At 72.3% G+C, this 21,560-nt stretch carries 18 protein-coding genes, 1 pseudogene and 1 riboswitch; of the genes and pseudogenes, 15 read left to right on the top strand and 4 right to left on the bottom strand.

What is annotated here, in order from left to right; all coding sequences use genetic code 11:
* Position 1: 1 nt before the first annotated feature.
* Entirely contained in the window at positions 2 to 2,758 is a 2,757-nt protein-coding gene (locus ACIOC1_RS14845) for an alkaline phosphatase family protein (RefSeq protein WP_401854423.1), read from the top strand.
* Positions 2,759 to 2,844: 86 nt separating this feature from the next.
* Here the strand turns inward: ACIOC1_RS14845 and ACIOC1_RS14840 are convergent, their stop codons facing one another.
* Positions 2,845 to 3,252 carry a PH domain-containing protein gene (locus ACIOC1_RS14840; RefSeq protein ID WP_391162663.1) on the bottom strand — a complete coding sequence of 136 codons (408 nt, stop codon included), beginning with the start codon at positions 3,250 to 3,252 and terminating at the stop codon, positions 2,845 to 2,847.
* Positions 3,253 to 3,483: 231 nt separating this feature from the next.
* Here ACIOC1_RS14840 and ACIOC1_RS14835 point away from each other — a divergent pair, with 231 nt between their 5' ends.
* Complete coding sequence (locus ACIOC1_RS14835; RefSeq protein WP_391047819.1) at positions 3,484 to 4,155, top strand: GDSL-type esterase/lipase family protein; 672 nt, start codon at positions 3,484 to 3,486, stop codon at positions 4,153 to 4,155.
* A gap of 43 nt (positions 4,156 to 4,198) precedes the next feature.
* On the opposite strand, the gene ACIOC1_RS14830 is transcribed toward ACIOC1_RS14835, so the two are convergent.
* On the bottom strand, positions 4,199 to 5,062 hold the full coding sequence (locus tag ACIOC1_RS14830; RefSeq protein ID WP_401854421.1) for a LysR family transcriptional regulator: 864 nt from the start codon (positions 5,060 to 5,062) through the stop codon (positions 4,199 to 4,201).
* A 91-nt stretch (positions 5,063 to 5,153) separates the two neighbouring features.
* On the opposite strand from ACIOC1_RS14830, the gene ACIOC1_RS14825 reads away from it, so the two are divergent.
* On the top strand, positions 5,154 to 5,891 hold the full coding sequence (locus ACIOC1_RS14825) for an SDR family NAD(P)-dependent oxidoreductase (RefSeq protein ID WP_401854420.1): 738 nt from the start codon (positions 5,154 to 5,156) through the stop codon (positions 5,889 to 5,891).
* Between the two features lie 35 nt (positions 5,892 to 5,926).
* Here ACIOC1_RS14825 and ACIOC1_RS14820 read toward each other — a convergent pair whose 3' ends face one another.
* On the bottom strand, positions 5,927 to 6,613 hold the full coding sequence (locus ACIOC1_RS14820; RefSeq protein ID WP_355334974.1) for a TetR/AcrR family transcriptional regulator: 687 nt from the start codon (positions 6,611 to 6,613) through the stop codon (positions 5,927 to 5,929).
* A 194-nt stretch (positions 6,614 to 6,807) separates the two neighbouring features.
* Positions 6,808 to 6,878, top strand: a riboswitch (guanidine-III (ykkC-III) riboswitch).
* Between the two features lie 32 nt (positions 6,879 to 6,910).
* Here ACIOC1_RS14820 and ACIOC1_RS14815 point away from each other — a divergent pair.
* Positions 6,911 to 7,231, top strand: coding sequence for a multidrug efflux SMR transporter (locus ACIOC1_RS14815; protein WP_188280976.1), 321 nt, complete (start codon positions 6,911 to 6,913; stop codon positions 7,229 to 7,231).
* A 17-nt stretch (positions 7,232 to 7,248) separates the two neighbouring features.
* Here ACIOC1_RS14815 and ACIOC1_RS14810 read toward each other — a convergent pair whose 3' ends face one another.
* The gene (locus tag ACIOC1_RS14810) at positions 7,249 to 8,025 is read right to left on the bottom strand and encodes an SDR family NAD(P)-dependent oxidoreductase (protein ID WP_391047809.1); all 777 of its coding nucleotides are present in this window, start codon (positions 8,023 to 8,025) and stop codon (positions 7,249 to 7,251) included.
* 205 nt (positions 8,026 to 8,230) lie between these two features.
* Between ACIOC1_RS14810 and ACIOC1_RS14805 the strand changes: the two genes are divergently transcribed.
* The 11 genes and pseudogenes from ACIOC1_RS14805 (at position 8,231) to ACIOC1_RS14755 (ending at position 21,528) form a co-directional block, all read left to right on the top strand.
* The gene (locus ACIOC1_RS14805; RefSeq protein WP_391047806.1) at positions 8,231 to 9,133 is read left to right on the top strand and encodes a helix-turn-helix domain-containing protein; all 903 of its coding nucleotides are present in this window, start codon (positions 8,231 to 8,233) and stop codon (positions 9,131 to 9,133) included.
* Positions 9,134 to 9,254: 121 nt separating this feature from the next.
* Positions 9,255 to 11,399 (top strand): glycoside hydrolase family 27 protein, encoded by a 2,145-nt coding sequence (locus ACIOC1_RS14800; RefSeq protein ID WP_401854418.1) that lies wholly within the window; start codon positions 9,255 to 9,257, stop codon positions 11,397 to 11,399.
* 172 nt (positions 11,400 to 11,571) lie between these two features.
* Entirely contained in the window at positions 11,572 to 12,864 is a 1,293-nt protein-coding gene (locus tag ACIOC1_RS14795) for an ABC transporter substrate-binding protein (protein ID WP_401854415.1), read from the top strand.
* 1 nt (position 12,865) lies between these two features.
* A complete protein-coding gene (locus ACIOC1_RS14790) occupies positions 12,866 to 13,801 on the top strand; it encodes a sugar ABC transporter permease (RefSeq protein WP_355334961.1) in 936 nt (311 codons plus the stop codon).
* Positions 13,798 to 14,730 (top strand): ABC transporter permease subunit, encoded by a 933-nt coding sequence (locus ACIOC1_RS14785; RefSeq protein ID WP_391162655.1) that lies wholly within the window; start codon positions 13,798 to 13,800, stop codon positions 14,728 to 14,730. Before ACIOC1_RS14790 ends, ACIOC1_RS14785 begins: the two co-directional genes overlap by 4 nt.
* Positions 14,727 to 16,877 (top strand): alpha-galactosidase, encoded by a 2,151-nt coding sequence (locus ACIOC1_RS14780; RefSeq protein ID WP_401854410.1) that lies wholly within the window; start codon positions 14,727 to 14,729, stop codon positions 16,875 to 16,877. The genes ACIOC1_RS14785 and ACIOC1_RS14780 overlap by 4 nt, the downstream gene beginning before the upstream one ends.
* Before the next feature lie 88 nt (positions 16,878 to 16,965).
* Entirely contained in the window at positions 16,966 to 17,724 is a 759-nt protein-coding gene (locus ACIOC1_RS14775) for an SDR family NAD(P)-dependent oxidoreductase (protein ID WP_355334955.1), read from the top strand.
* 69 nt (positions 17,725 to 17,793) lie between these two features.
* Positions 17,794 to 18,531, top strand: a pseudogene (locus ACIOC1_RS14770) (FadR/GntR family transcriptional regulator); the annotation flags it as partial.
* Positions 18,532 to 18,662: 131 nt separating this feature from the next.
* The gene (dgoD, locus tag ACIOC1_RS14765; RefSeq protein ID WP_391047794.1) at positions 18,663 to 19,808 is read left to right on the top strand and encodes a galactonate dehydratase; all 1,146 of its coding nucleotides are present in this window, start codon (positions 18,663 to 18,665) and stop codon (positions 19,806 to 19,808) included.
* Positions 19,802 to 20,680 (top strand): hypothetical protein, encoded by an 879-nt coding sequence (locus ACIOC1_RS14760; RefSeq protein ID WP_401854405.1) that lies wholly within the window; start codon positions 19,802 to 19,804, stop codon positions 20,678 to 20,680. Before dgoD ends, ACIOC1_RS14760 begins: the two co-directional genes overlap by 7 nt.
* 194 nt (positions 20,681 to 20,874) lie before the next feature.
* Positions 20,875 to 21,528, top strand: a complete 654-nt coding sequence (locus tag ACIOC1_RS14755; RefSeq protein ID WP_401854403.1) for a bifunctional 4-hydroxy-2-oxoglutarate aldolase/2-dehydro-3-deoxy-phosphogluconate aldolase — start codon at positions 20,875 to 20,877, stop codon at positions 21,526 to 21,528.
* The last annotated feature ends 32 nt before the right edge of the window (positions 21,529 to 21,560 follow it).

Below are 21,560 nucleotides of genomic sequence, written 5' to 3'. Positions count from 1 at the left end.
CATGCAGGTAGCTCGCCGCCGAAGGCGTACCGAGAAACCGGAGTTCAGCATTTTCGGCAAACGCGTCGGACGCCGGGCGGTCCTGGTGACGTCGGGCGTCAGCGCCCTCGCCCTCGCCGCCACCGGCACCGCGTTCGCCCAGACGCACCAGTTCGGCACCCAGCAGGTCGGGCAGACCACCGACCGGGGCCAGGTCATCTCCAGCGACCAGTACATCGCCCCGTACGGCGAGCGCCTCGTCGTCAACAACGGCAAGATCATGTCGTCCACCGTCAGCCCGGACGGCACCCACCTGGCGGCCGCGGTCACCGACGGCGGGATGGCGCTGTCCGTCGTGGACCTGAAGAGCTGGAAGGTGCAGCAGCTCATCGGCAACTCCGCCGCGGCCGACCTGCGGATCAGCGGCAATGACGTGGGACAGGAAAGCCCCGCGTACTCGCCCGACGGCTCGCAGTTGTGGCTCGGCCAGACCGACGGATACACCAAGTTCACCGTGAACGCGGACGGCAGCCTCGCCCACCCGACGGCCGTCAAGATCCCCGCCGACGGTCCCCGGCACGCGCTGGCGAGCGCGGCGGTCTTCTCGCCCGACGGCGCCACCGTGTACAGCGTGGTCAACGGCCAGAACCGCGTGGTCGCCATCAACGCCGCGACCGGATCCGTCCAGCGGAGCTGGCCCGTCGGCAACGCCCCGCGCGGCATCGCCCAGGTCGGCGACAAGCTGTACGTCAGCAACGAGGGCGGACGTCCGGCGCGTCCCGGCGAGACCACCATCAACTCGTACAACACCCAGGTGGCCGCCGACCCGGTGACCGCCGCCACCACGACCGGCACGGTCAGTGTCATCAACCTGGCCAAGCCCGACGCCGCGCCGGCCAGCATCACCGTCGGGCTGCACCCGACCGCGGTCTACGCCAAGAAGGGAGCGGTGTTCGTCACCAACACCGCGACCAACGACGTGTCGGTGATCAGGACGGCCAATGACAAGGTCGTGCAGACCATCGCCACCCGGCCGTGGCCCGAGGCGTCGGTGGGCTACGAACCCGACGCTGTGACCCTCACCGACGACGGGCACCTCCTGGTGACGCTCGGCCGCGCCAACGCCGTCGCCGTCTACCGCTACACGACCCCGCAGGAGCCGGTCAGTTACGTCGGACTGCTCCCGACGGACTACTTCCCGGCCGAGATCGCCACCGTCGGCAAGCAGGTCGTCATCTCCAACACCCGTGGCGTGGACGCCCGTCGGCCCACCACCGCCGCCGGGCACGGCACCCACGACACCACGTCGAGCGTGCAGCACTTCACGCTGCCGAACGACCGTGTCATCGCGTCCCAGACGGCCAAGGTCTTCCGCCAGAACGGCTGGACCAACGGCTCGTTCAAGGAGGCCGCGTCCAAGGGCCACGCGAAGCCGGTGCCGGTCCCCGCGCGGCTCGGCGACCCCTCGACGATCAAGCACGTCTTCCTGATCGTCAAGGAGAACCGGACCTACGACCAGATCCTCGGCGACCTCCCGCAGGGTGACGGCGACCCGTCGCTGACCCAGTTCGGCGAGAACGTGACACCCAACCAGCACGCGCTGGCGCGCCAGTTCGGGCTGTACGACAACACGTACGACATCGGCACCAACTCCGCCGAGGGCCACAACTGGCTGATGCAGGCGGACAATCCGGAGTACACCGAGTCCTCCGCCGGTGAGTACCTGCGCAGTTACGACACCGAGGACGACGCGCTCGGCCACCAGCGAAGCGGATTCCTGTGGACCGGCGCGCAGGCGGCGGGGAAGTCGGTGCGGGACTTCGGCGAGTTCCAGCAGTTCCTGACCAAACCCGCCGACGCGAGCTGGCAGAACCTGTACTGCGACGCCAAGACCATGGACGCCACCGGGAAGGACACCGCCTACCCGCTGGACTCCTCCTCGCCGATCCCGTCGCTCAACGCCGTGTCCGTGCCGGGCTTCCCGAAGTTCGACACCAGCGTCCCCGACGTCTACCGGTACCAGATCTGGAAGCAGGACTTCGAGAAGAACGGTCCGGCGAATCTGAACATGTTCTGGCTCTCCAGCGACCACACCGGCGGTCCCGCGAGCCCGGCCGCGCAGGTCGCCGACAACGACCTCGCGGTCGGCAAGATGGTCGACGAGATCTCGCACAGCCGGTACTGGAAGGACTCCGCCATCTTCGTGGTCGAGGACGACTCCCAGGCCGGTCTCGACCACATCGACGGCCACCGCGCCCCGATCCAGATCATCAGCCCGTACGCCCGGCACGGCGTCGTCGACAACCACTACTACTCGCAGATCACGATGATCCGCACCATCGAGCAGATCCTCGGGGTCCACCCGATGAACCAGAAGGACACGGCGGCCAGCCCGATGACCGCGGCCTTCACCAAGAAGCCCGACCTCGCGCCGTTCAACGCGCTGGCCAATCGCACCTCGCTCACCGACGGTCTGTCCACCCCGCCCTCCTGCGGCGTCGACACCCCGGCGGCGCAGAACCCCAACGCGGCGGCGGTGCCGGCGGCGGCGGTCCCGGCGGCCGAGAAGCGGCTCGCGGACCAGTGGGACACCTGGAAGTCCCAGCAGCGCCTGACCGGCCCCAACGCCGTGCCCGACTACGCCAACCCGGCGCAGATGAACCACCTCACCTGGTACCAGACGCACAACTGGACCAAGCCGTACCCCGGCGAGGCCAGGATCTTCGCGCCGAACGACGTACCGGGCGCGTACATCCCGTCGTCGGAGAACGACGGCTGACGGTCCGAGCCGGATCGATCGCGAGAGGGCCCCTGGCCGGTGTCACCGCCGCCCAGGGGCTCTCCAGTCGTCCTGCCGTCTTCCCGTCAGCGGGAACGCGAGATCCGCTCCTCGGCGCCGTAGCGGTGCTCCTGGTCGCCGTCCATCGCCTCGTAGATGGTCCTCTTCAGACCCTCGGGGTCGGGAATGTGCTTCAGGGTCAGCAGGCCCTGCTCGGAGGCCGACTCGATCTTGAGCGTCCCGCACCGGATGATCCGCTCCCACAGGGAGGCGGCGAACGAGATGTCGTTGATCCGGGCCAGCGGGATGCTGCGCCCGGTCTTGTTCACGAAGCCGACCCGCGTGTGGACCCGCTTGGTGGTCAGGATGTAGAGGGTGCCGCGCCACTTCATGAGCGGGATCAGCCAGAACCACAGCGACACGAGCGCGGCCACACCGAGCACCGCGTACCTGGCGGCGTCCGTCCAGCTCTTGCCGGAGGGCAGCACCCACATACGTTTCCGCCCCCCGCCGGCCACGTCGCGGCGCGGCCGGTGCCGCCGTGCTGTGTGTCGAACCCGCTGTCTACCGCCGTTGGTACCGGCAGGTGCGGACGGAATCCGGCTGGGCGGGCCGCTGGTCGGCGGGTGGCCGGTCGCGAACGGGCAGGTCGGGGACCGTACAGTGGGCGATCCGAACGGTGGTACGAACAGCGAAACGCGTGTCGGCACGGGAAAGGCCCGATCATGACGTCCCCTCTGAGCCCGCAGGTCCGCCCGAATCTCGTTCCGGACGACGGCGTCGTGCTCTTCATCGGCGACAGCATCACCGACTGCGGTCGTGACCTGGACGCGCCCGACTCCCTCGGCGACGGCTACGCGGCGATGGTGGCCGAGCGGTACGCGGCCGAGCACCCCGGCTCGGGGGTCCGCTTTGTCAACCGGGGCATCAGCGGCAACCGCGCGGTCGACCTGCGGGGCCGCTGGGACCGGGACTGCCTGGCGGTCGGCGCCGACGTGGTGTCCGTGCTGGTGGGGATCAACGAGGTGTGGCGCCGCTTCGACAGCGACGACCCCACCTCCGACGAGGAGTACGAGGACCACTACCGCACCGTGCTCGGCCAGGCCGCCGACCGGGGCAGCGCGCTGGTGCTGATCGAGCCGTTCGTGATGCCCGTCAGCGAGGACCAACTGGCCTTCCGGGACGACCTGGACGGCAAGCTGGCGGTGGTACGGCGGCTGGCCGCCGACTTCTCCGCCACCCTCGTCCCCGCCGACGCGCTGATGACGCGGGCCGCCGCCGACGCCGGTCCCCGCAAGTGGACCGACGACGGCATCCACCTGACCCCGGACGGTCACGCCCTGCTCGCCGACGCCTGGCTCACCGCGGTCGGAGCGGCGCTCCCCGAGCGGGCCTGACCCCCGCGCCCCGGCCGCTTGCCGGTCGCCAGGGCCGCCCGGCTCACAGCCGGGTGGCCGTGCGGACCAGGGTGGCGAGGGGGAGGGAGCGGCTGTGGGCGGGCCAGGCGATGTGGGTGACGACGGGCGGAGCGTCGCTGAGCGGGACGGCGGTGTGCTCGGCCCACAGCCAGGCGCGGGCGGAGTCGGGGAAGACGGCCATGGTGCGGCCGAGGGCGATGAGCTGGGCCAGTTGCGTCTGGTCGTGGATCTCGGGGCCAGGGCCTGGGGGATACGTGCCGTCGTGGGCCCAGCGGGCGAGCGGGAGATCGGGGAGGTCGGTGACGTCGGCCAGCGACAGGACCTTGCGCGTGGCCAAGGGGTGCCCTGCGGGCAGGATGGCGATCTGGCCCTCGGTCATCAGTTCCTCGCTGTCGAATCCGGCGAGGGAGTTGAACGGCTTGTGCATGAGCGCCACGTCGGCGCGGCCGTCGCGCAGCATCTCGCCCTGCTCGCACGTGCCGCTCGGCAGCACCTCGATCTCGGCGGCGTCCGGCTCGGCCGCGTAGGCGTCCAGGAGCTTGTGCAGCAGCTCGTGGGACGCGGCGGCCTTCACCGCCAGGACCAGACGGTCGCGTGCCCCGCCCGCGCGGTCGGCGTCACCGGCCCGGCGGGTACGGCGCGCGGCGGCGGCCGTCGCGTCCAGGGCCGTGCGGCCCTCGTGCAGCAGCACCTGACCGGCGCCGGTCAGAGCGACCCCGCGGCGGTCGCGGATCAGCAGCGTGACGCCGAGCCGCCGTTCGAGCTGCTGGATCGCGCGGGACAGCGGTGGCTGGGCCATGCCGAGGCGCTCGGCGGCGCGGCCGAAGTGCAGTTCCTCGGCGACCGCCGTGAAGTACCGAAGCTCGCGGATCTCCAAGGTGTCCATGACCCCAGCGTACGTGTGATACCTGCCGGGTATGACAGAGCACCGTATCGGTGTTGGATGCGCGGCCCGGCCGCGGGCGAGCATCGACGGTATGAGCGAAACGAAGATCGCGCTGGTGACCGGCGCGAACAAGGGAATCGGCTACGAGATCGCGAGCGGCCTCGGGGCCCTCGGCTACCGGGTGGGCGTGGGAGCGCGTGACGGGGGCCGCCTCGAAGCCGCCGTCGACAAGCTGCGCGCCGCCGGGGTGGACGCCTTCGGGGTGCCGCTGGACGTGACCGGCGACCGCAGCGTCACCGACGCCGCGGAACTCGTCGAGCGGCGGGAGGGCCGCTTGGACGCCCTGGTCAACAACGCCGGTCTCTCAGGACCGACGGGGCCGGGGTGGACGCAGGACCCGACGACGCTCGACCTCGACCTGGTCCGCACGGTCGTGGAGACCAACGTCCTCGGCGTCATCCGCGTGACCAACGCGATGCTGCCCCTTCTGCGGCGCTCCGCGTCGCCGCGCGTCGTCAACGTCTCCAGCAGCGTCGCCTCCCTGACCCGGCAGGCGGACCCGGACGTCGAGATCGGCCCGGTCATGGCGGCCTACTCGCCGACGAAGACATTCCTCAACGCCGTCACCGTGCACTACGCCCGGCAGTTCGCCGGTACGAACATCCTGATCAACGCCGCCTGCCCCGGCCTGGTCGCGACCGACTTCACCGGCTTCCTCGGCCCCCGCACCCCCCAGCAGGGCGCGGCCACCCCCATCCGCCTCGCCACCCTGCCCGACGACGGCCCGACCGGCGGGTTCTTCGAGGACGCCGGCGTCGTCCCCTGGTAACGGCTTCCAGCACCGAGTCCCGAGGGTGCGCCGGGTCAGCCGGTGACGGCCTCGGCCGCGAGGGCGTCCTGCGCCGTGCCGCGCATGCCCGCGACGATCATGTCGACACCGCGCCGGTAGTACGCGTCGTTGCTCGCGCACGACAAGAGCGCGTCGGCGGCGGCCACGACGTGCGGGTACCGGTCGGGGGACAGGTCGAGCAGGCTCGCCTTCTTCGCGCTGACGGCCTCCTCGCGGGACTCGGGGTCCAGGGCCGGATTGCTGCGGCCGGGCTCGGTGATGACCAGGGTCACCAGCGAGCACAGCGCCTGACCGGCGGTCTGCGCGCCCTGCTCGACCGGCAGACCGGCCGCGGAGAGCAGCGCGAGGGTGCGTTCGGTGACGACGAGACCGGGCTCCGAGGCGAAGATCCGGGTGATCACCAGACCGGCGGCGTTGGGGTGCGGGCGCAGCGCCGCGAGGAAACCGCTCAGCAGGTCGTTCATCTGCTCGTGCCACGGCCGCTCGTCCGGCTCCGGGACCCGGACGTCGGTCAGCAGCCGCTCGGTGACCGCGTCGAACAGCCCGTCCTTGTCCGGGAAGTGCCGGTACAGCGCCATCGGCGTCACGTCGTGCTGCTGGGCGACCCGCCGGATGGTGACGGCTTCGAGACCTTCGCTGTCGGCCACGGCGAGCGCGGTGGAAATCAGCTCGTCCCTGTTCAAGCGTTTGTGAGCCGCCACGGGTCCCGCCACCTCCTGGTCGACAGCCTGAGCGACACCGGATTCCTCGCCGCCGCCACTACGCAGCGTACTGCGTATACACCCGCGAACGGTGCCGCCGAGGATCAAGGTATACGCCGTACGCAAACGGCGTGCGACTCCGGGACTGTCCCGGAAACGGCGGCCGGTCCGCACCTCGGCCGGTGGCCGTATTGCCGGAATTTGCTATGGTCGGATGAGTACCCGACGAGCGCGTCGTACCGGGACCCTGCAAAGACGGCGCACCCCCGTAAGCACGAAACCCACGGAGGTGCCCTCATGGCATGGGTCCTTGTTGTTGTCGCAGGTCTGCTCGAAGTGGCCTGGTCGATCGGAATGAAGTACACCGACGGCTTCACCCGTCCCGTCCCGAGTCTGCTGACCGGCGCGGGCATCGTGGCGAGCATGCTGATGCTCTCCCAGGCGGCGAAGACGCTGCCGATCGGTACGGCGTACGGCGTCTGGGTCGGCATCGGCGCGGCCGGTGCGGCCGTGGTCGGCATGGCGGTGCTCGGCGAGCCCACGACCGCCGCCCGGATCTTCTTCGTCTCGCTGCTGCTGGTCGCCGTGGTCGGTCTGAAGGCGACCTCCGGCCACTGACCGGCGCTGCCGACGGGTCAGCTCGGCTGGCCCGTCGGCATGACGGTGACCTGCTGGATATTGACCCGCGGCGGCAGCGTCGCGATGAAACCGACGGTCCTGGCGATGTCCCCGGCCTCCAGGAACTCCATCGACCGCCGGGCGCCGTCCAGCCACTCCAGCGCGCCCGCGTCCGTGACGTGGGTCTGGAGTTCGGTGCCGACGATGCCCGGCTCCAGGGAGGTGACGCGCACGTTCTTCGGGCCGAGTTCGACCCGCAGATTCGTGGACAGATGCGTCACGAACGCCTTCGTCCCGCAGTAGACGGCGAAGGTCGGGAAGATGTTCCGCGCGCCGATGGACGAGGTGTTGATCAGGTCGGCGACGCCGCGCTCGGCCGCGGCGGCGATCAACTGCGGGGTGAAGGCGCCGATCGCGTTCATCAGGCCCTTGACGTTGAGGTCGATCTGCCGCTGCCACAGGTCGGTGCGCAGCTCCTCGATCGGCGAGGGCAGCATCACGCCCGCGTTGTTGAACAGCAGGTCGGCGCCGCCCAGTTCGGCCGCGACCCGGTCGGCGGCGGCCAGCAGGGCTTCCGGGTCGGTGACGTCGACCGGCAGGGCCAGCGCGGCGCCGCCGTTCTTGGCGATCCGGGCGACCAGGTCGTCCAGTCGGTCGGTGCGGCGGGCCAGCACCGCGACCTTCGCGCCGAGTTCCGCCAGGTGCTCCGCCGACGCCTCGCCGAGACCGCTGGAGGCGCCGGTGACGACCGCCACCCGGCCGGTGAGGGGCTTGCTGATGTCGTGCGCGGACATGGCTGTCCACCTTTCGTGTTCGGTGTGATGCGGCGGCGGACCCTCGGTCCGCCTGCCGTCCAGCACACCACCCGGGCCGCCGCCGCGGAGCGCCGAAAAGTGCCCTGAGCAGGCAGGTAACGGCCTGACCCGCACCGGCGAGGCAGGTACTGACAGGGCCAGTCACGACGCGCGCGGCCCGCGCGCCGCCCGCCACACTGGGGGTATGGACCGCAGCACCGACACCGCCGACTTCCTGCGCTCGCGCCGGGCCCGTATCACCCCCGACGAGGCGGGACTGCCCGCCGACGGCCGGGTCCGCCGGGTGCCGGGGCTGCGCCGCGACGAGGTGGCCCGGCTGGCCGGGGTGAGCACCGAGTACTACACCCGGCTCGAACAGGGGCGCGGCGGGAACCCGTCGCCCGAGGTGCTCGACGCGCTCGCCCGCGCGCTGCGGCTCGACACCGCCGAGCGCGAGCACCTGACCGACCTGCTGACCCGCAGGCCCGCAGGTTCCCGGCACGCGCCGAGCGGACCGCAGCGGGTTCGGCCGGGACTCCATCTGCTGCTCCAGACGCTGGAGCACGTGCCCGCCTTCGTCCTCGGCCGCCGCACCGACGTGCTGGCGTCCAACCGGCTGGCCCGCGCGCTGCTCGTCGACTTCGACGCGCTGCCCGCGACCCGCCGGAACATGGCCCGCTACTACCTGCTGGACCCCGAGGCGCGCGAGCGCGTCGTCGACTGGGAGCAGCTCGCCGCCGAGACCGTCGCCATGCTCCGGCTGGAGGCCGGCCGCTACCCGAACGACCGCCAGCTCGCCGACCTGGTCGGTGAACTCACCCTGCGCTCACCGGAGTTCACCACGTGGTGGAACGACCACCGGGTGCTGCGCCGCACCCACGGGATCAAGCGCTACCGCCATCCCGTCGCGGGGGACCTGGAGTTCTCCTACGAGTCGCTGCAACCGCCCGGCGATCAGGACCAGACGCTGTGCGTCTACACCGTCGAGCCGGGCTCGCCGAGCGCCCAGGCGCTCCAGCTCCTCGGCAACTGGACGGCGCCCGCTCCGGAAGGGCGCGACGGCGGCCGGGGAAGCGGCCAGGACAGCGACCCGGAGCTGCAAATTTAAGTTAATTAGGAATTATCGTTGACAGGGTTCGGGACCGCCGCCACAGTCTTCGTCGTGGCGGCGGTCCCCGGTGTTCCGGGAGGCGGCCGTCCGCGTATCCCCAACTCTCGGGAGACCCTTCATGACTTCGCATCGTTCAGGGACGGCGCGTGCCCGGCGCGCCGTGGCGACGGCGGGAGCGGGCGTACTGCTCGCGGTCGCGGTGCCGGGGGCGGCGCATGCCGACGCCCCGGCGCGTACCGCCGCCGACGGCGCCCCCGCCTTCTACGACAGCGGCCTCGCGCCGACGCCGTACATGGGCTGGAACACCTACTACGGCCTCGGCGCCCCCACCGAGGCCCAGGTCAGAAGCGTCGCCGACCACCTCGTCAGCAGCGGTCTGCGCGACAGCGGCTACGACATCGTGTGGCTCGACGGCGGCTGGCAGGCCGACACGCCCCGCGACAGCGCCGGACGCCTGACCGCCAACCGGGACCGATTCCCCTCCGGCATACCGGCGTTGGTGACCTATCTGCACCAGCGCGGACTCAAGGCCGGCATCTACACCGACGCGGGCGACTACGACCCGGCGAACTGCGGGCTCGGCAGCCGCGGCCACTACCGGCAGGACGCCGACCAGTTCGCCGCCTGGAAGATCGACGCGGTCAAGGTCGACTTCCTGTGCGGCATCGCGGAAAAGCTCGATCCCGGCCCGGCCTTCAAGGAGTTCAGCGACGCCGTCGCGAAGTCCGGCCGCCCGATGATCCTCAACCTGTGCAACCCGCTCACCGACGACTGGGGTCTGCCGCACACCCCGGCGCAGGACGCGCACAACGCGTACGTGTACGGGCCGACCGCCGCCGACTCCTGGCGCAGTGGCACCGACATCGCCTACGGCACGCCGACCGCGGACGAGTGGCCCAATGTGCTGCGCAACATGGACGCCAACGCCTGGCACCCCGAGGCGCAGGGCCCCGGCCACTACAACGACCCCGATTATCTGATCCCGATGCGGAAGATGCCCGACGGCTCGTACGAGCTGACGCAGGAGGAGTCCACCACGCAGCTCGTGATGTGGGCGGAGATGGCCTCCCCGCTGGTCATCGGCTCCGACCCGCGCACCCTGCCCAAGGCGATGCTCGACACGCTGCGCAATCCGGAGATCCTCGCCGTCGACCAGGACCCGCTGGCGATCCAGGGCGTACGGGTGGCCACGGACGCGACCGGCGACGTCTACAGCAAGGTCCTCCAGGGCGCGGGCCGCCGCGCGGTCGTCCTGCTCAACCGCTCGGACCGGCCCGCCGCGCGCACGGTCGACTTCGCCGCCGCCGGGCTGACCGGCAACGTGGCCGTACGCGACCTGCGGGCGCGCGCCGACCGGGGCACGCGCACCGGCTCGTACACCGTCACCGTCCCGGCCCACGGCACCGCCTTCCTGAAGCTCACCGGGCGCGACGACGCGCCCGGCGTCACGCTCGGCGGCCGGTCCACGGCGAGCCCCGCGCTGGTGCGCGACGGCGCCACGCTGACCGCGTTCACCCGCGGCGACGGCGGCGAACTGCGGGCGCGCACCGGCCGGGACGGTCACTGGCCGGCGCGCACCACCGACCTCGGCGGCCCCACCCGCGGCCGGTTCCTCGGCGACCCCGCCGCGTACGGCAGCGCGGGCGGCCGGATCGACGTGTTCGTGCGCGGCACGGACGGCGCCGCGTACCGGCGGACCTACGAACACGGCCGCTGGGGCGGCTGGCAGAGCCTGGGCGGGCGGCTCGCGGACGCGCCGACCGTCGCCTTCGACGACCCCGACCGGTGGACGCTGTTCGCCACCGGGAGCGACGGCACGGTCCGCAGCCGCGGCCCGCGCACCGGCTGGACCTCGATCGGCGCGCCGGACGGACTGGCGCTGTACGGACGGCCGTCGGCCGTCGCCGACGCCGCGGGCCGGATCCATGTGGCGGTGCGGGCCGCGGACGACGCGGTGTGGACGCGGGTGCGCGACACCTCGGGCGCCTGGTCGGGCTGGTCGTCGCTGGGCGGCACCATCAGTGCCGCGCCGACGCTGGTCACGGCGGGCGGCACCGTCCAACTGCTCGCGCGGGCCTCGGACTACACGCTCTGGCAGCGCGGGTACGACGCCGCGAGCGACACCTGGTCGGGGTGGTACCCGCGCACGGCGTTCGTGAGCGGGGCGCTCGACGGGTCGGCCGGGGCCACGGCCGCGGCGGACGGGAGCGTGCTGGTGGTCTTCCGCGGGGTGGGCGGGGCCGTCCGCCAGAGCACGCTCTGACAGGTCGGGTACGGCGTCCGGTGCGGGATCGCGCACGGCCACGGACGTGCCTAAGTAAATAAATTAGGAATTAATCTTGACGGCGCTCCGCCGTCACGACAGTCTGTACCAGCCGAACGAGGGCCCGGTCGTCAGGGGGCCGGGCCCCGTTCCGTGGGCGTAAGGGAGTCCCATGAACACCTCGCAACCCAGCCGCCGCCGGTTCCTCGCCGGTGCGGGCGCCGTCGGCGCCGCGGCGATGATGAGTAGCTGCGTCACCTCCGGCTCGTCCGGTGCCAAGACCCAGTCGGGCAAGGGCCCGGTCACCCTTCAGTCCAACCTGTCGTCCCCGCAGGCGAAGGCCGCGATGCAGGACCTCGTGGCCGCGTACAACAAGCAGGGCGACGGCAAGGCCAAGCTGAACACGGTCGCCTCTGAGACCTTCCGCACCCAGCTCCCGACGTACCTCACCTCCGGCAACCCGCCGGACCTGCTCACCTGGTACCCCGGCTCGGTCGCGGAATCGTACGCCAAGAGGAATCTGCTGCTCGACGTCGGCGACATCTGGGCCGAGCCGGAGCTGTCCGGCTACTCCAAGGCGCTCCAGACGCTGTGCACCTCCTCGTCGGGCCAGAAGGTGTTCGTGCCCGCCACCTACTACTGGTGGGGCGTGTTCTACCGGAAGTCGAACTTCGCGAAGTGGGGCGTCCAGGAGCCCAAGACCTGGGACGAGTTCATGGCCCTGTGCGAGACGCTCAAGTCCAAGGGCGTCGCGCCGATCGGCCTCGGCGCGGGCGGCGGCACCGCGTGGGTCGCGTCGTCCTGGTTCGACTACCTCAACATCCGTATCAACGGCGCCCAGTACCACCGCGACCTGCTCGCGGGGAAGCACCGCTTCGACGACCCCGAGGTCCGCAAGGTCTTCGACAAGTGGGCCGAGGCGCTGCCGTACTTCGACCCCAACGGCACCGCGCTCGCCTTCCAGGACGCCACCACGGCGCTGCTCCAGGGCCGCACCGGGATGATGCTGATCGGCACCTTCTTCGCCGACTCCGCCCCCAAGGGCGAACTGGACGACATCGACTTCTTCCGCTTCCCGGTGATCGACGCCAAGATCCCGATGGCCGAGGAGGGCCCCACCGACGGCTACTTCGCCAGCGCCCGCACCGGCCACCGGGACGAGGTCAAGGACTTCATGCGGTATCTGGCCACCGCCCCGGCGCAGGAGACCTACATCAAGGGCTCCTCCGGCACCGCGCTGCCGACCAACCCCAAGGCCAAGGACAGCGGCACCCCGCTGGTGAAGAAGGGCCGCGCGCTGATCGAGAGCGCCGCCGAGGTCACGCAGTTCTTCAACCGCGACTCCAGCGACGCCCTCCAGCCGACCGCCGACACCGCGCTGACGAAGTTCCTGGCCAAGCCCAAGGAGATCGACTCGATCCTCACCACCTGGCAGCGGGACGCGCAGAAGATCTGGAGCCAGTGAGATGGCGGTGCTCACCGCGACCCGCGCGGACCCGGGCAAGAAGCCGGGGAAGCCGAAGAAGCGCAAGCAGGCGACCCGGGTCCCGCCCGTCGTCCTCGCCTTCGTCCTGGTCCCGCTGCTCGCCGAGGGCTTCTGGGTCTTCTGGCCCGCCCTCCAGGGCTTCTACCTCTCGCTGACCAAGTGGGACGGGGTCTCGGCGCCGCGGTTCATCGGCCTGGGCAACTACCGGGAGATGGTGCACGACAGCGTCTTCCACACCGCCGTGCTCGACACCGTGCTGTGGCTGGTGCTCTTCGGCGGCCTGTCCGCCGCGCTCGGCCTCGGCGCGGCCCTGCTGCTCCAGCAGGAGCGGCGCGGGGTCGGCTTCTACCGGGCCGCGCTCTTCCTGCCCGTGGTGTTCTCGCTGACCGCGACCGCCCTGGTCTGGCAGGCGATGTACCAGCCGGACGGCCTGATCAACCACACCCTGTCCGGCCTCGGACTCGGCAGCCTCACCCACCCCTGGCTCGCCGACCAGGACACCGCCTTCTACGCCGTGATCGTGCCCGCCCTGTGGCGGCAGATCGGCTACGTGATGGTGCTCTACCTGGCCGGACTCAAGGGCATCGACCCGATGCTCTACGAGGCCGCCAAGGTCGACGGCGCCTCCCGCTGGCAGCAGTTCCGGCACATCACGCTGCCGCAGCTCAGCAGCGTCAACGCGGTCGTGCTGTCGGTCATCATCATCGACTCGCTGCGCTCCTTCGACGTGGTGTGGGCGCTCACCCGCGGCGGCCCGTACCACTCCTCCGAACTGCTCAGCACGTACATGTACTCCACCGCCTTCCAGTCCCTGCGGCTCGGCTACGGTTCCGCGCTCGCCGTCGTGATCTTCGTGCTGGCGTTCGGCGTGATCGCGTCGTACCTGGTGCGCGCCTTCAAGGAGGCCGACTCATGACCGTCACGCACGCGGGCGCCGACGCGGCGCCGACCGCGGACCGTACCGGCGAGGACGCGGGTGCCGGTGCGAAGGCCGCGCGCGGCGGGAGCCGTCGGCCCGACCGGCGCCGCGCCTGGGGGACCGCCGCCTTCCACACCGGCGCGGGACTGCTGTCGCTGATCTGGCTGATCCCCATCGTCGTCGTATTGGTCACCAGCACCCGCTCCTTCGACGACATCGCCGCCAACGGCCTCGGCGGCCTGCCGCACTCCTTCACCCTCGACGGCTTCCGCCAGGCGTGGGTCGACGGCGGACAGCAGCGCGCGCTGATCAACAGCATGCTGGTGTCCGTCCCCACCGTGCTGGTCTCGCTGCTGCTCGCCTCGATGGCCGCCTTCGCGCTCAGCCGGTACGACGTGCCGCTGCGCCGCGTACTGCTGCTGGTGATGCTCAGCGGCAATCTGCTGCCGCCGCAGATCCTGCTGATCCCGGTCTCCAAGCTCAGCGAGCAACTGGGCTTCTACGACTCGCTGTACGCCCTCATCGGCGTCCAGGTCGGCTTCGGCGTCGGCTTCTACGTCTTCGTGCTGCACGGCTTCATGCGGTCCATCCCGCCGGAGATCCAGCAGGCCGCCGTCATCGACGGAGCGGGCCCCTGGCAGATCTACACGCGGATCATCCTGCCGCTCGCCAGGCCCGCGCTCGCCGCGCTCACCGCGCTGTCGTTCACGTGGATCTTCAACGACCTGCTGTGGGCCATCACCGTGCTGCGCACCGACAGCAAGATGCCGATCACCGCGTCGCTGATCGGCCTCCAGGGCCAGTACGTCTCCATGTGGAACGTCATCGCGGCCGGTTCCGTGATCGCCGCCGCCCCGACCGTCATCGTCTTCCTCCGATTCCAGCGGCACTTCGTGGCCGGACTCAACCTGGGAGCAGTCAAGTGACCCCGTCCGCAACGCCGTCGGCCGCACCGTGGCTGCTGCGCACCGACACCACCACCTACGCCGTCCGCCTCGGCGGCGACGGGCGGTGGGCCGAGGTCGCCGCCTGGGGCCCGCACGGCGCCGAGACCGGCCCGTCCCCGCTGGACTGGTCGCGCCGCACCCACTACATCACCCCCGCCGACGCCGCCCCGGCCGAATACCTGCCCCAGGGCATGCGTCCCTTCGGCGGCGCCGACCTCGTCGTACGCCGCCCCGACGGCGAACGCGGCGTGTGGTGGACCTTCGAGCGCGCCACACAGGACGACGACCGGTCGCTGCGCCTGGACTTCACCGACGACCACCTCGGACTGCGGGTCGCGCTGCGCTACGAGACCGTGCCCGGCACCGACGTACTGCTGCGCTGGACCGAGCTGACCTGCACGGGACCGGACGAACTGCGCCTGGAACGCCTGGACTCCGCCGCGATCAGCGTCCCCGTCACCGACGGCGGGGGCGCCCGGCTCACCTACCTCACGGGCCAGTGGTCGCAGGAGTTCCAGCGCACCCAACTCGACCTCGTCAGGGGCCGGTTCGAGATGGCCTCCACCCAGGCAGTGCCGGGCCACGCCTACGCGCCCTGGCTCGCGGTCCAGGACGCCGCCGCCCCGCAGGAGGGCGACACCCCCACCTACGGCATCGCGTTGGAGTGGTCGGGCAACTGGCACATCACCGCGGACGCGGAACCCGGCGGGATCGTCCGCGTACGCGCCGGACGGCTGCCGCACGAGGAGTCCGTCCGCCTCGCGCCCGGCGCCACGCTCACCACCCCGCGCGTCGCCTGCGCCTTCAGCCCGGAAGGGCTCGACGGACTGACGCGGATCTGGCACGCGTACGAGCGCGCGCTGAGCGGCGAGCGGCTGCACCGTACCCGCAAGGTGCAGTACAACTCCTGGGAGGCCACCGGCTTCGACGTCGAGGCCGACGCGCAGCTCGAACTGGCCGCCGTCGCCGCCGACATGGGCGTCGAACTCTTCGTCGTGGACGACGGCTGGTTCCGCGGGCGGCATGACGAGACCGGGGGACTGGGCGACTGGACCCCGGACCCGGCCAACTTCCCCGAGGGATTCGACGGCTTCATCGAGCGGGTCCGCGCCACCGGCATGGACTTCGGCCTGTGGGTCGAGCCGGAGGCGATCAGCCCGCGGTCCGAGCTGTACGCCAAGCACCCCGAGTGGGTGTACCGGATCGACGGCCGCCCGGCGACCCTCGTCCGCGAGCAACTGCTGCTCGACCTCGGCCGGGTGGACGTGCAGGACTTCGTGATCGCCACCTTGGACCGGCTGCTCGGCGAACACGCCGTCAGCTACCTCAAGTGGGACATGAACCGCCCGCCGACCGAGCGCGGCAGACCCGACACGGGACCGGCCGCGGGCCAGGACCTCGACGCCGACCACGTCGCCGGATACCTGCGGGTCCTCGACCACCTGCGCGCCCACCACCCGCACGTCACCGTCGAGGGCTGCGCGGGCGGCGGCGCCCGCATCGAACACGCCACGCTGGCCCGTACCGACGTGGTCTGGCCCAGCGACAACACCGCGCCGCTCGACCGGCTCGCCATCCAGTACGGCTATCTGCACGCGCACGCCCCGCACACCATGAGCTCCTGGGTCACCGACGCGCCCGGCGTCTTCGACCCGCGGCCCCGCTCCCTGGCCTTCCGCTTCGTCCTCGCCATCGCGGGCGTGCTCGGCATCGGCGCCGACATCCGCGCCTGGACGCCGGAGCAGCGCACCGAGGCGGCGGGCTGGATCGCCCGCTACAAGGAGATCCGCGACGTCGTCCACCACGGCACGGCCCGGCTGCTGAACGGCCCCGCCGATCCGACCTGCGGTGTCCAGTACGAGGAACGCGGCGGCGCGCGGGTCGTGGTCACCGCGTGGAGCACCGGACGGCTCGACGGCGCGCCGCTGGTCCCCGGACGCGCCTCGCGGCTGCGGCTGCGCGGGCTGGACCCCGCCGCCCGCTACACCGACACGGCGGACGGGACGGTGTACAGCGGGGCGTATCTGCTCCACAGCGGCCTGCCGTTCGGCTGGACCGGTCGACACGACGCCGAACTCGTCGTGCTGGCGCGGCAGGAGGCCGCCGACGGCTCCGGGCGTCACTAAAGTCGCGGGAGGCCCGGACCGGTCCGACCGCACCGAGCGACCCGACCGCACCGACCAGCCCCACCGTACCGAGGAGCAGGACCAGCACATGAACGCAGCACTCCGCTTCGCCGACAAGGTGGCCGTGGTCACCGGAGCCGCTTCCGGGATCGGCGCGGCCACCGCAGAACGGCTCGCGGCCGAGGGCGCCGCCGTGGTCCTCGCCGACATCGCGGCCGACCGCGCCGAGGGCGTCGCCGCGGGCATCCGCGAGGAGGGCGGCCGGGCGGTGTCCGTACGGGCGGACGTGTCCGACCCCGAGGACTGGGAGCGGATCGTCGCGGTGGCGCACGCCTACGGCCCCGTGGCGGCTCTGGTCTCCAACGCCTACACCGTCGACGTGGCCCCGGCCCACGAGATGTCCGTCGCCTCCTGGGAGCGTCAGCTCGCGGTCAACCTCACCGGCGGCTTCCTCGGCTTCCGGGCGCTGCTGCCCGACCTGCGCACCGCCCGCGGCGCCGCCGTCCTCACCTCCTCCGTCCACGCGCACAAGGGCATCCCCGGCCACCCCGCCTACGCGGCGGCCAAGGGCGCGCTGCTGTCGCTGAGCGGCCAACTGGCCGTCGAGTACGGGCCCGAGGTCCGGGTCAACGCGGTGCTCCCCGGTCCGATCCTCACCGCGGCCTGGGACCGGGTGCCCGAGGAGGACCGGGCCCGCAGCGTCGCGGAGACCGCGGCGCGCCGCTTCGGCCGCCCGGAGGAGGTCGCCGCGGCCATCGCCTTCCTCGCCTCGGACGACGCCTCGTACATCACCGGTTCGAGCCTGCTGGTGGACGGCGGCTGGAGTGTCACCAAGGCCTCGGCCTGACCGCCGCCGACCACCATCGCCGTACCTCACCCGGGGTACCCCACCCGACCTGGAGAAAGGCAGAACGACATGACGCCATACGCGCGCCGCGGAGTGCACGGGCAGACCGTGGAGACTCTCGCGCGCCGGGTGCTCAGCGGCGAGATCCCCGAAGGGGCGACACTCGATCTCGTGGCGTTGCAGAGCGAGTTGGACGTCAGTCTCACCGCGCTGCGCGAATCGCTGAAGGTGCTGGCGGCCAAGGGGATGGTCGACGCGCGGCAGAAGCGCGGCACCTTCGTCAGAGCCCGCGCCGACTGGAATCTGCTGGACGCCGACGTGCTGCGCTGGCAGTTCGCGGGCGGCACCGGCACCGGGGCCGACCTGGGGCTGCTGCGCAGCCTCGGCGAGGTCCGCGGGATCGTCGAACCGGCCGCCGTACGGCTGGCGGCGGTGCGCCGTACCGACGGGGACCTGGTCGCGCTGGACTCCGCGCTCACCGCGATGGGTGAGGACGAGGGCGGCGCCGCGCACGCGGTCGAGGCCGACCTCGCCTTCCACCGCGCCCTGCTCGCCGCAACCCACAACGAACTGCTGGAGCGGATGGAGATGGTGATCGAGTCCGGTCTCGCGCACCGCGACGAGATCGTGCACAGCTCCCCGCACGGCCAGGACCCGGTGCCCAGCCACCGGGCCGTCCTCGACGCGGTACGCGACCAGGACCCGGACGCCGCCGAGCGCGCCATGCGGGCCCTGCTCGACCAGGCCGTCCGCGACCTGGACCTGGTGCACGGCTCGGGCGCCGAGGCGGTCGAGGGGGCCGGCGGGTCCGGGACAACCGGGGCATCCGAAACGGCGCGGGCATCCGAAAGGGCGCGGGCATCCGAAAGGGCGCAGGCATCCGAAACGGCGCGGGCAACCAAGGAATCCCAGACCTCCACGGCTTCAGAGGCGGCGAAGTGAAGATAGTGCGCGTCGAGACCTTCCTCGTACCGCCCCGGTGGCTGTTCTGCCGGATCGAGACGGACGAGGGCGTCGTCGGCTGGGGCGAACCCGTGGTCGAGGGGCGGGCCGAGGTGGTGCGCGCCGCCGTCGACGTGCTGGCCGAGTATCTGATCGGCCAGGACCCGCTGCGGATCCAGGACCACTGGCAGGTGCTCACCAAGGGCGGCTTCTACCGCGGCGGCCCGGTGCTCTCCAGCGCCGTCGCCGGTCTCGACCACGCGCTGTGGGACATCGCGGGCAAGACGTACGGCGCCCCCGTGTACGGCCTGCTCGGCGGTCCGGTCAGGGACGCGGTCCGGGTCTACGCCTGGGTCGGCGGCGACGAGCCCGCGCGGCTCGCGGAGGACGTCGGCGCGCAGGTCGAGGCGGGCTTCACCGCCGTCAAGATGAACGCGGCCGGCCGCACGTCGGCGCTCACCACGCCCGCCGAGACCGCCGCCGTTGTGGAGCGGGTGGCCGCCGCGCGCCAGGCGCTCGGCCCCGGACGCGATGTCGCCGTCGACTTCCACGGCCGCTTCACCGCCGCGGGCGCCCGGCGCGTCCTGCGTGAAATCGCGCCGCTGCACCCGCTGTTCGTCGAGGAGCCGCTGCTGCCGGAGCTGGGACATCTGCTCGGCGGCCTGGTGGCCTCCACCGAAGTGCCGATCGCGACCGGTGAACGCCTGTACGGGCGCGCGGAGTTCCTGCCCGCGCTCACCGCGGGCATAGCCGTGGCGCAGCCGGACCTCTCGCACGCCGGGGGCATCACCGAGGTGACGCGGATCGCGTCGCTCGCCGAGACGTACGGCGCCCAACTCGCCCCGCACTGCCCGCTCGGGCCGATCTCGCTCGCCGCCAGCCTCCAAGTCGCCTTCTGCACGCCGAACTTCCTCATCCAGGAGCAGAGCCGCGGCATCCACTACAACAAGGACGCCGACCTGCTGTCGTATCTGGTGGACACCGAGCCGTTCCGCTTCGTGGACGGCCAGGCGCTGCGCACCGGGCTGCCGGGGCTCGGGATCACCGTGGACGAGGCGGCGGTACGCGCCGCCGACCGCGGTGGGCACGCCTGGCGCAATCCGGTGTGGCGGCACGCCGACGGGTCGTTCGCGGAATGGTGACAGCGCTGACCGGGGCGGCGCTTCCCGTACGGATCGTCACCGACCTTGCGCACGGCGGCCGTTGGACGTCGCTGCGGGCCGGGGACCGCGAATGGCTCTGGCACCGGGACGAGCCGCGCCGCGCGGGCGTCGCGCCCGGTGACGCCTTCGCCGACGCGGGCGGTGTGGAGGAGTGCCTGCCCACCGTCCGGGGCGTCCCCGACCACGGCGACGTGTGGTCGCGCCCCTGGCGGCGCGAGAACGGCGGGGACGGCGCAGATGGCGCGGACCGGGTCGACCACCCCGACTTCCGGCTCACCCGGCGGATCGGGGGCGGCCCCGGCGGCGGCGCGGTGGTCGACTACCGGCTGACCGCCGCGCCCGGCTACCGTTTCCTGTGGGCCGCCCACGCGCTCCTCGACGTGTCGCGGGACGGCCGGATCGAACTGCCGCCCGGCGCACAGGCCCTGCACTACCCGGACGGGGGCGCGCGGCGCGAGCCGTTCACCTGGCCGTCCGCCGGGGGCACGGGCGACGGGACGCGTACCCGCTTCGACCTGCTCGGGCCCGACGACGGTACGGCGAGCGGCGCGGTCGTCGAGGCCGCGACGGCGACCGTGCACGACGGGCCCGACCGGCTGCGGTTCGCGCTCGACGTGGCCGGTCAGCCCGCGTCCATCGCCCTGTGGCGGAATCTGGGCGGCTTCCCCGAGGGCGCGCCGTACCGCTCGATCGGCGTGGAGCCGATGCTCGGGCGGGTCTTCGACCTGGCGACGGCGGGGGAGGGGGACGCGGCCCGCGTGCCCGCGAGCGGCGAGGTCCGCTGGCGGCTCACGGTCACGGCCGCCGGTGCTTCCGCCGCCACCGCCGCCGCGTCCGCCCCGGGCCGCTGAACCCTCGACGGGATCGGCGCACCGCGACCGGCGCACCGCGACCGGCGCACCGCGACCGGCTCACCGCACCGCGACCGGCTCACTCCGACCGGACCGTCCGCCCCGGGCCGCTCGACCCTCGACGGGCCGCGACCCCACCGCCCGCCCCGGACCCACGCCGTCCGAATCACCGCAACAGGAAAGGAACATCACCCGTGGACCTGCTCACCGCGCTGCGCGCCCACCGCCTCGTCGCCATCGTGCGCGGCGACGACGAGGACGCGTCGCTGCGCACCGTACTGACCCTGGTCGAGGAGGGCGTCGCGCTGGTCGAGGTCTCGCTCAGCGGCCGGAACGCTCTCGGCGTCATCGCCGCGGCCCGCGCCGCCCTCGGCCCCGACGCGCCGCTCGGCGCGGGCACCGTCCTCACCGAGCGGGACGCCAAGGACGCGCACCGCGCCGGGGCCGACTTCGTCGTCACGCCCGCGGTCGGCGAAGGCGTCAGCGCCGCACGGGAGTTGGGCCTGCCCGTGCTGGCCGGAGTGATGACGCCCACCGATATCGTCACCGCGCGGCGGCTCGGCGCCACCGCGCTCAAGCTCTTCCCCGCCGAGCAAGCGGGCGGCCCCGGCTACCTCCGCGCCCTGCGCGGCCCCTTCCCCGACCTGCCCTTCGTGCCCGTCGGCGGCGTCGACATCCCGGCCGCCCGCGCCTACTTCGCCGCCGGAGCCCTCGCGGTCGGCGTCGGCTCGCCCCTCATCGGCGACGCGGCGAGCGGCGGCAGCCGGACCGCGCTCCGCGCGCGGGCCAGGGACTTCCTCGCCGCCGTCGCGGAGACGGACGCGCCGAGCGCGCGGGCCGCGCGATGACCGGGAGTACGACCGAACGGGGGCAGCGCCTG

The sequence above is a fragment of the Streptomyces sp. NPDC088197 genome (assembly GCF_044741185.1).
GTDB lineage: Bacteria > Actinomycetota > Actinomycetes > Streptomycetales > Streptomycetaceae > Actinacidiphila.
This window is presented reverse-complemented; position numbering and strand designations above follow the sequence as displayed.

What these genes read in the sequence shown, in the direction of transcription:
- ACIOC1_RS14805 (WP_391047806.1), top strand. Translation starts at nt 8,231, where the DNA reads ATGGACCGCAGCACCGACACCGCCGACTTCCTGCGCTCGCGCCGGGCC.
- ACIOC1_RS14835 (WP_391047819.1), top strand. Translation starts at nt 3,484, where the DNA reads ATGACGTCCCCTCTGAGCCCGCAGGTCCGCCCGAATCTCGTTCCGGAC.
- ACIOC1_RS14760 (WP_401854405.1), top strand. Translation starts at nt 19,802, where the DNA reads ATGGTGACAGCGCTGACCGGGGCGGCGCTTCCCGTACGGATCGTCACC.
- ACIOC1_RS14840 (WP_391162663.1), bottom strand. Translation starts at nt 3,252, where the DNA reads ATGTGGGTGCTGCCCTCCGGCAAGAGCTGGACGGACGCCGCCAGGTAC.
- ACIOC1_RS14795 (WP_401854415.1), top strand. Translation starts at nt 11,572, where the DNA reads ATGAACACCTCGCAACCCAGCCGCCGCCGGTTCCTCGCCGGTGCGGGC.
- ACIOC1_RS14790 (WP_355334961.1), top strand. Translation starts at nt 12,866, where the DNA reads ATGGCGGTGCTCACCGCGACCCGCGCGGACCCGGGCAAGAAGCCGGGG.
- ACIOC1_RS14830 (WP_401854421.1), bottom strand. Translation starts at nt 5,062, where the DNA reads ATGGACACCTTGGAGATCCGCGAGCTTCGGTACTTCACGGCGGTCGCC.
- ACIOC1_RS14845 (WP_401854423.1), top strand. Translation starts at nt 2, where the DNA reads ATGCAGGTAGCTCGCCGCCGAAGGCGTACCGAGAAACCGGAGTTCAGC.
- ACIOC1_RS14815 (WP_188280976.1), top strand. Translation starts at nt 6,911, where the DNA reads ATGGCATGGGTCCTTGTTGTTGTCGCAGGTCTGCTCGAAGTGGCCTGG.
- ACIOC1_RS14800 (WP_401854418.1), top strand. Translation starts at nt 9,255, where the DNA reads ATGACTTCGCATCGTTCAGGGACGGCGCGTGCCCGGCGCGCCGTGGCG.
- ACIOC1_RS14785 (WP_391162655.1), top strand. Translation starts at nt 13,798, where the DNA reads ATGACCGTCACGCACGCGGGCGCCGACGCGGCGCCGACCGCGGACCGT.
- ACIOC1_RS14810 (WP_391047809.1), bottom strand. Translation starts at nt 8,025, where the DNA reads ATGTCCGCGCACGACATCAGCAAGCCCCTCACCGGCCGGGTGGCGGTC.
- ACIOC1_RS14775 (WP_355334955.1), top strand. Translation starts at nt 16,966, where the DNA reads ATGAACGCAGCACTCCGCTTCGCCGACAAGGTGGCCGTGGTCACCGGA.
- ACIOC1_RS14825 (WP_401854420.1), top strand. Translation starts at nt 5,154, where the DNA reads ATGAGCGAAACGAAGATCGCGCTGGTGACCGGCGCGAACAAGGGAATC.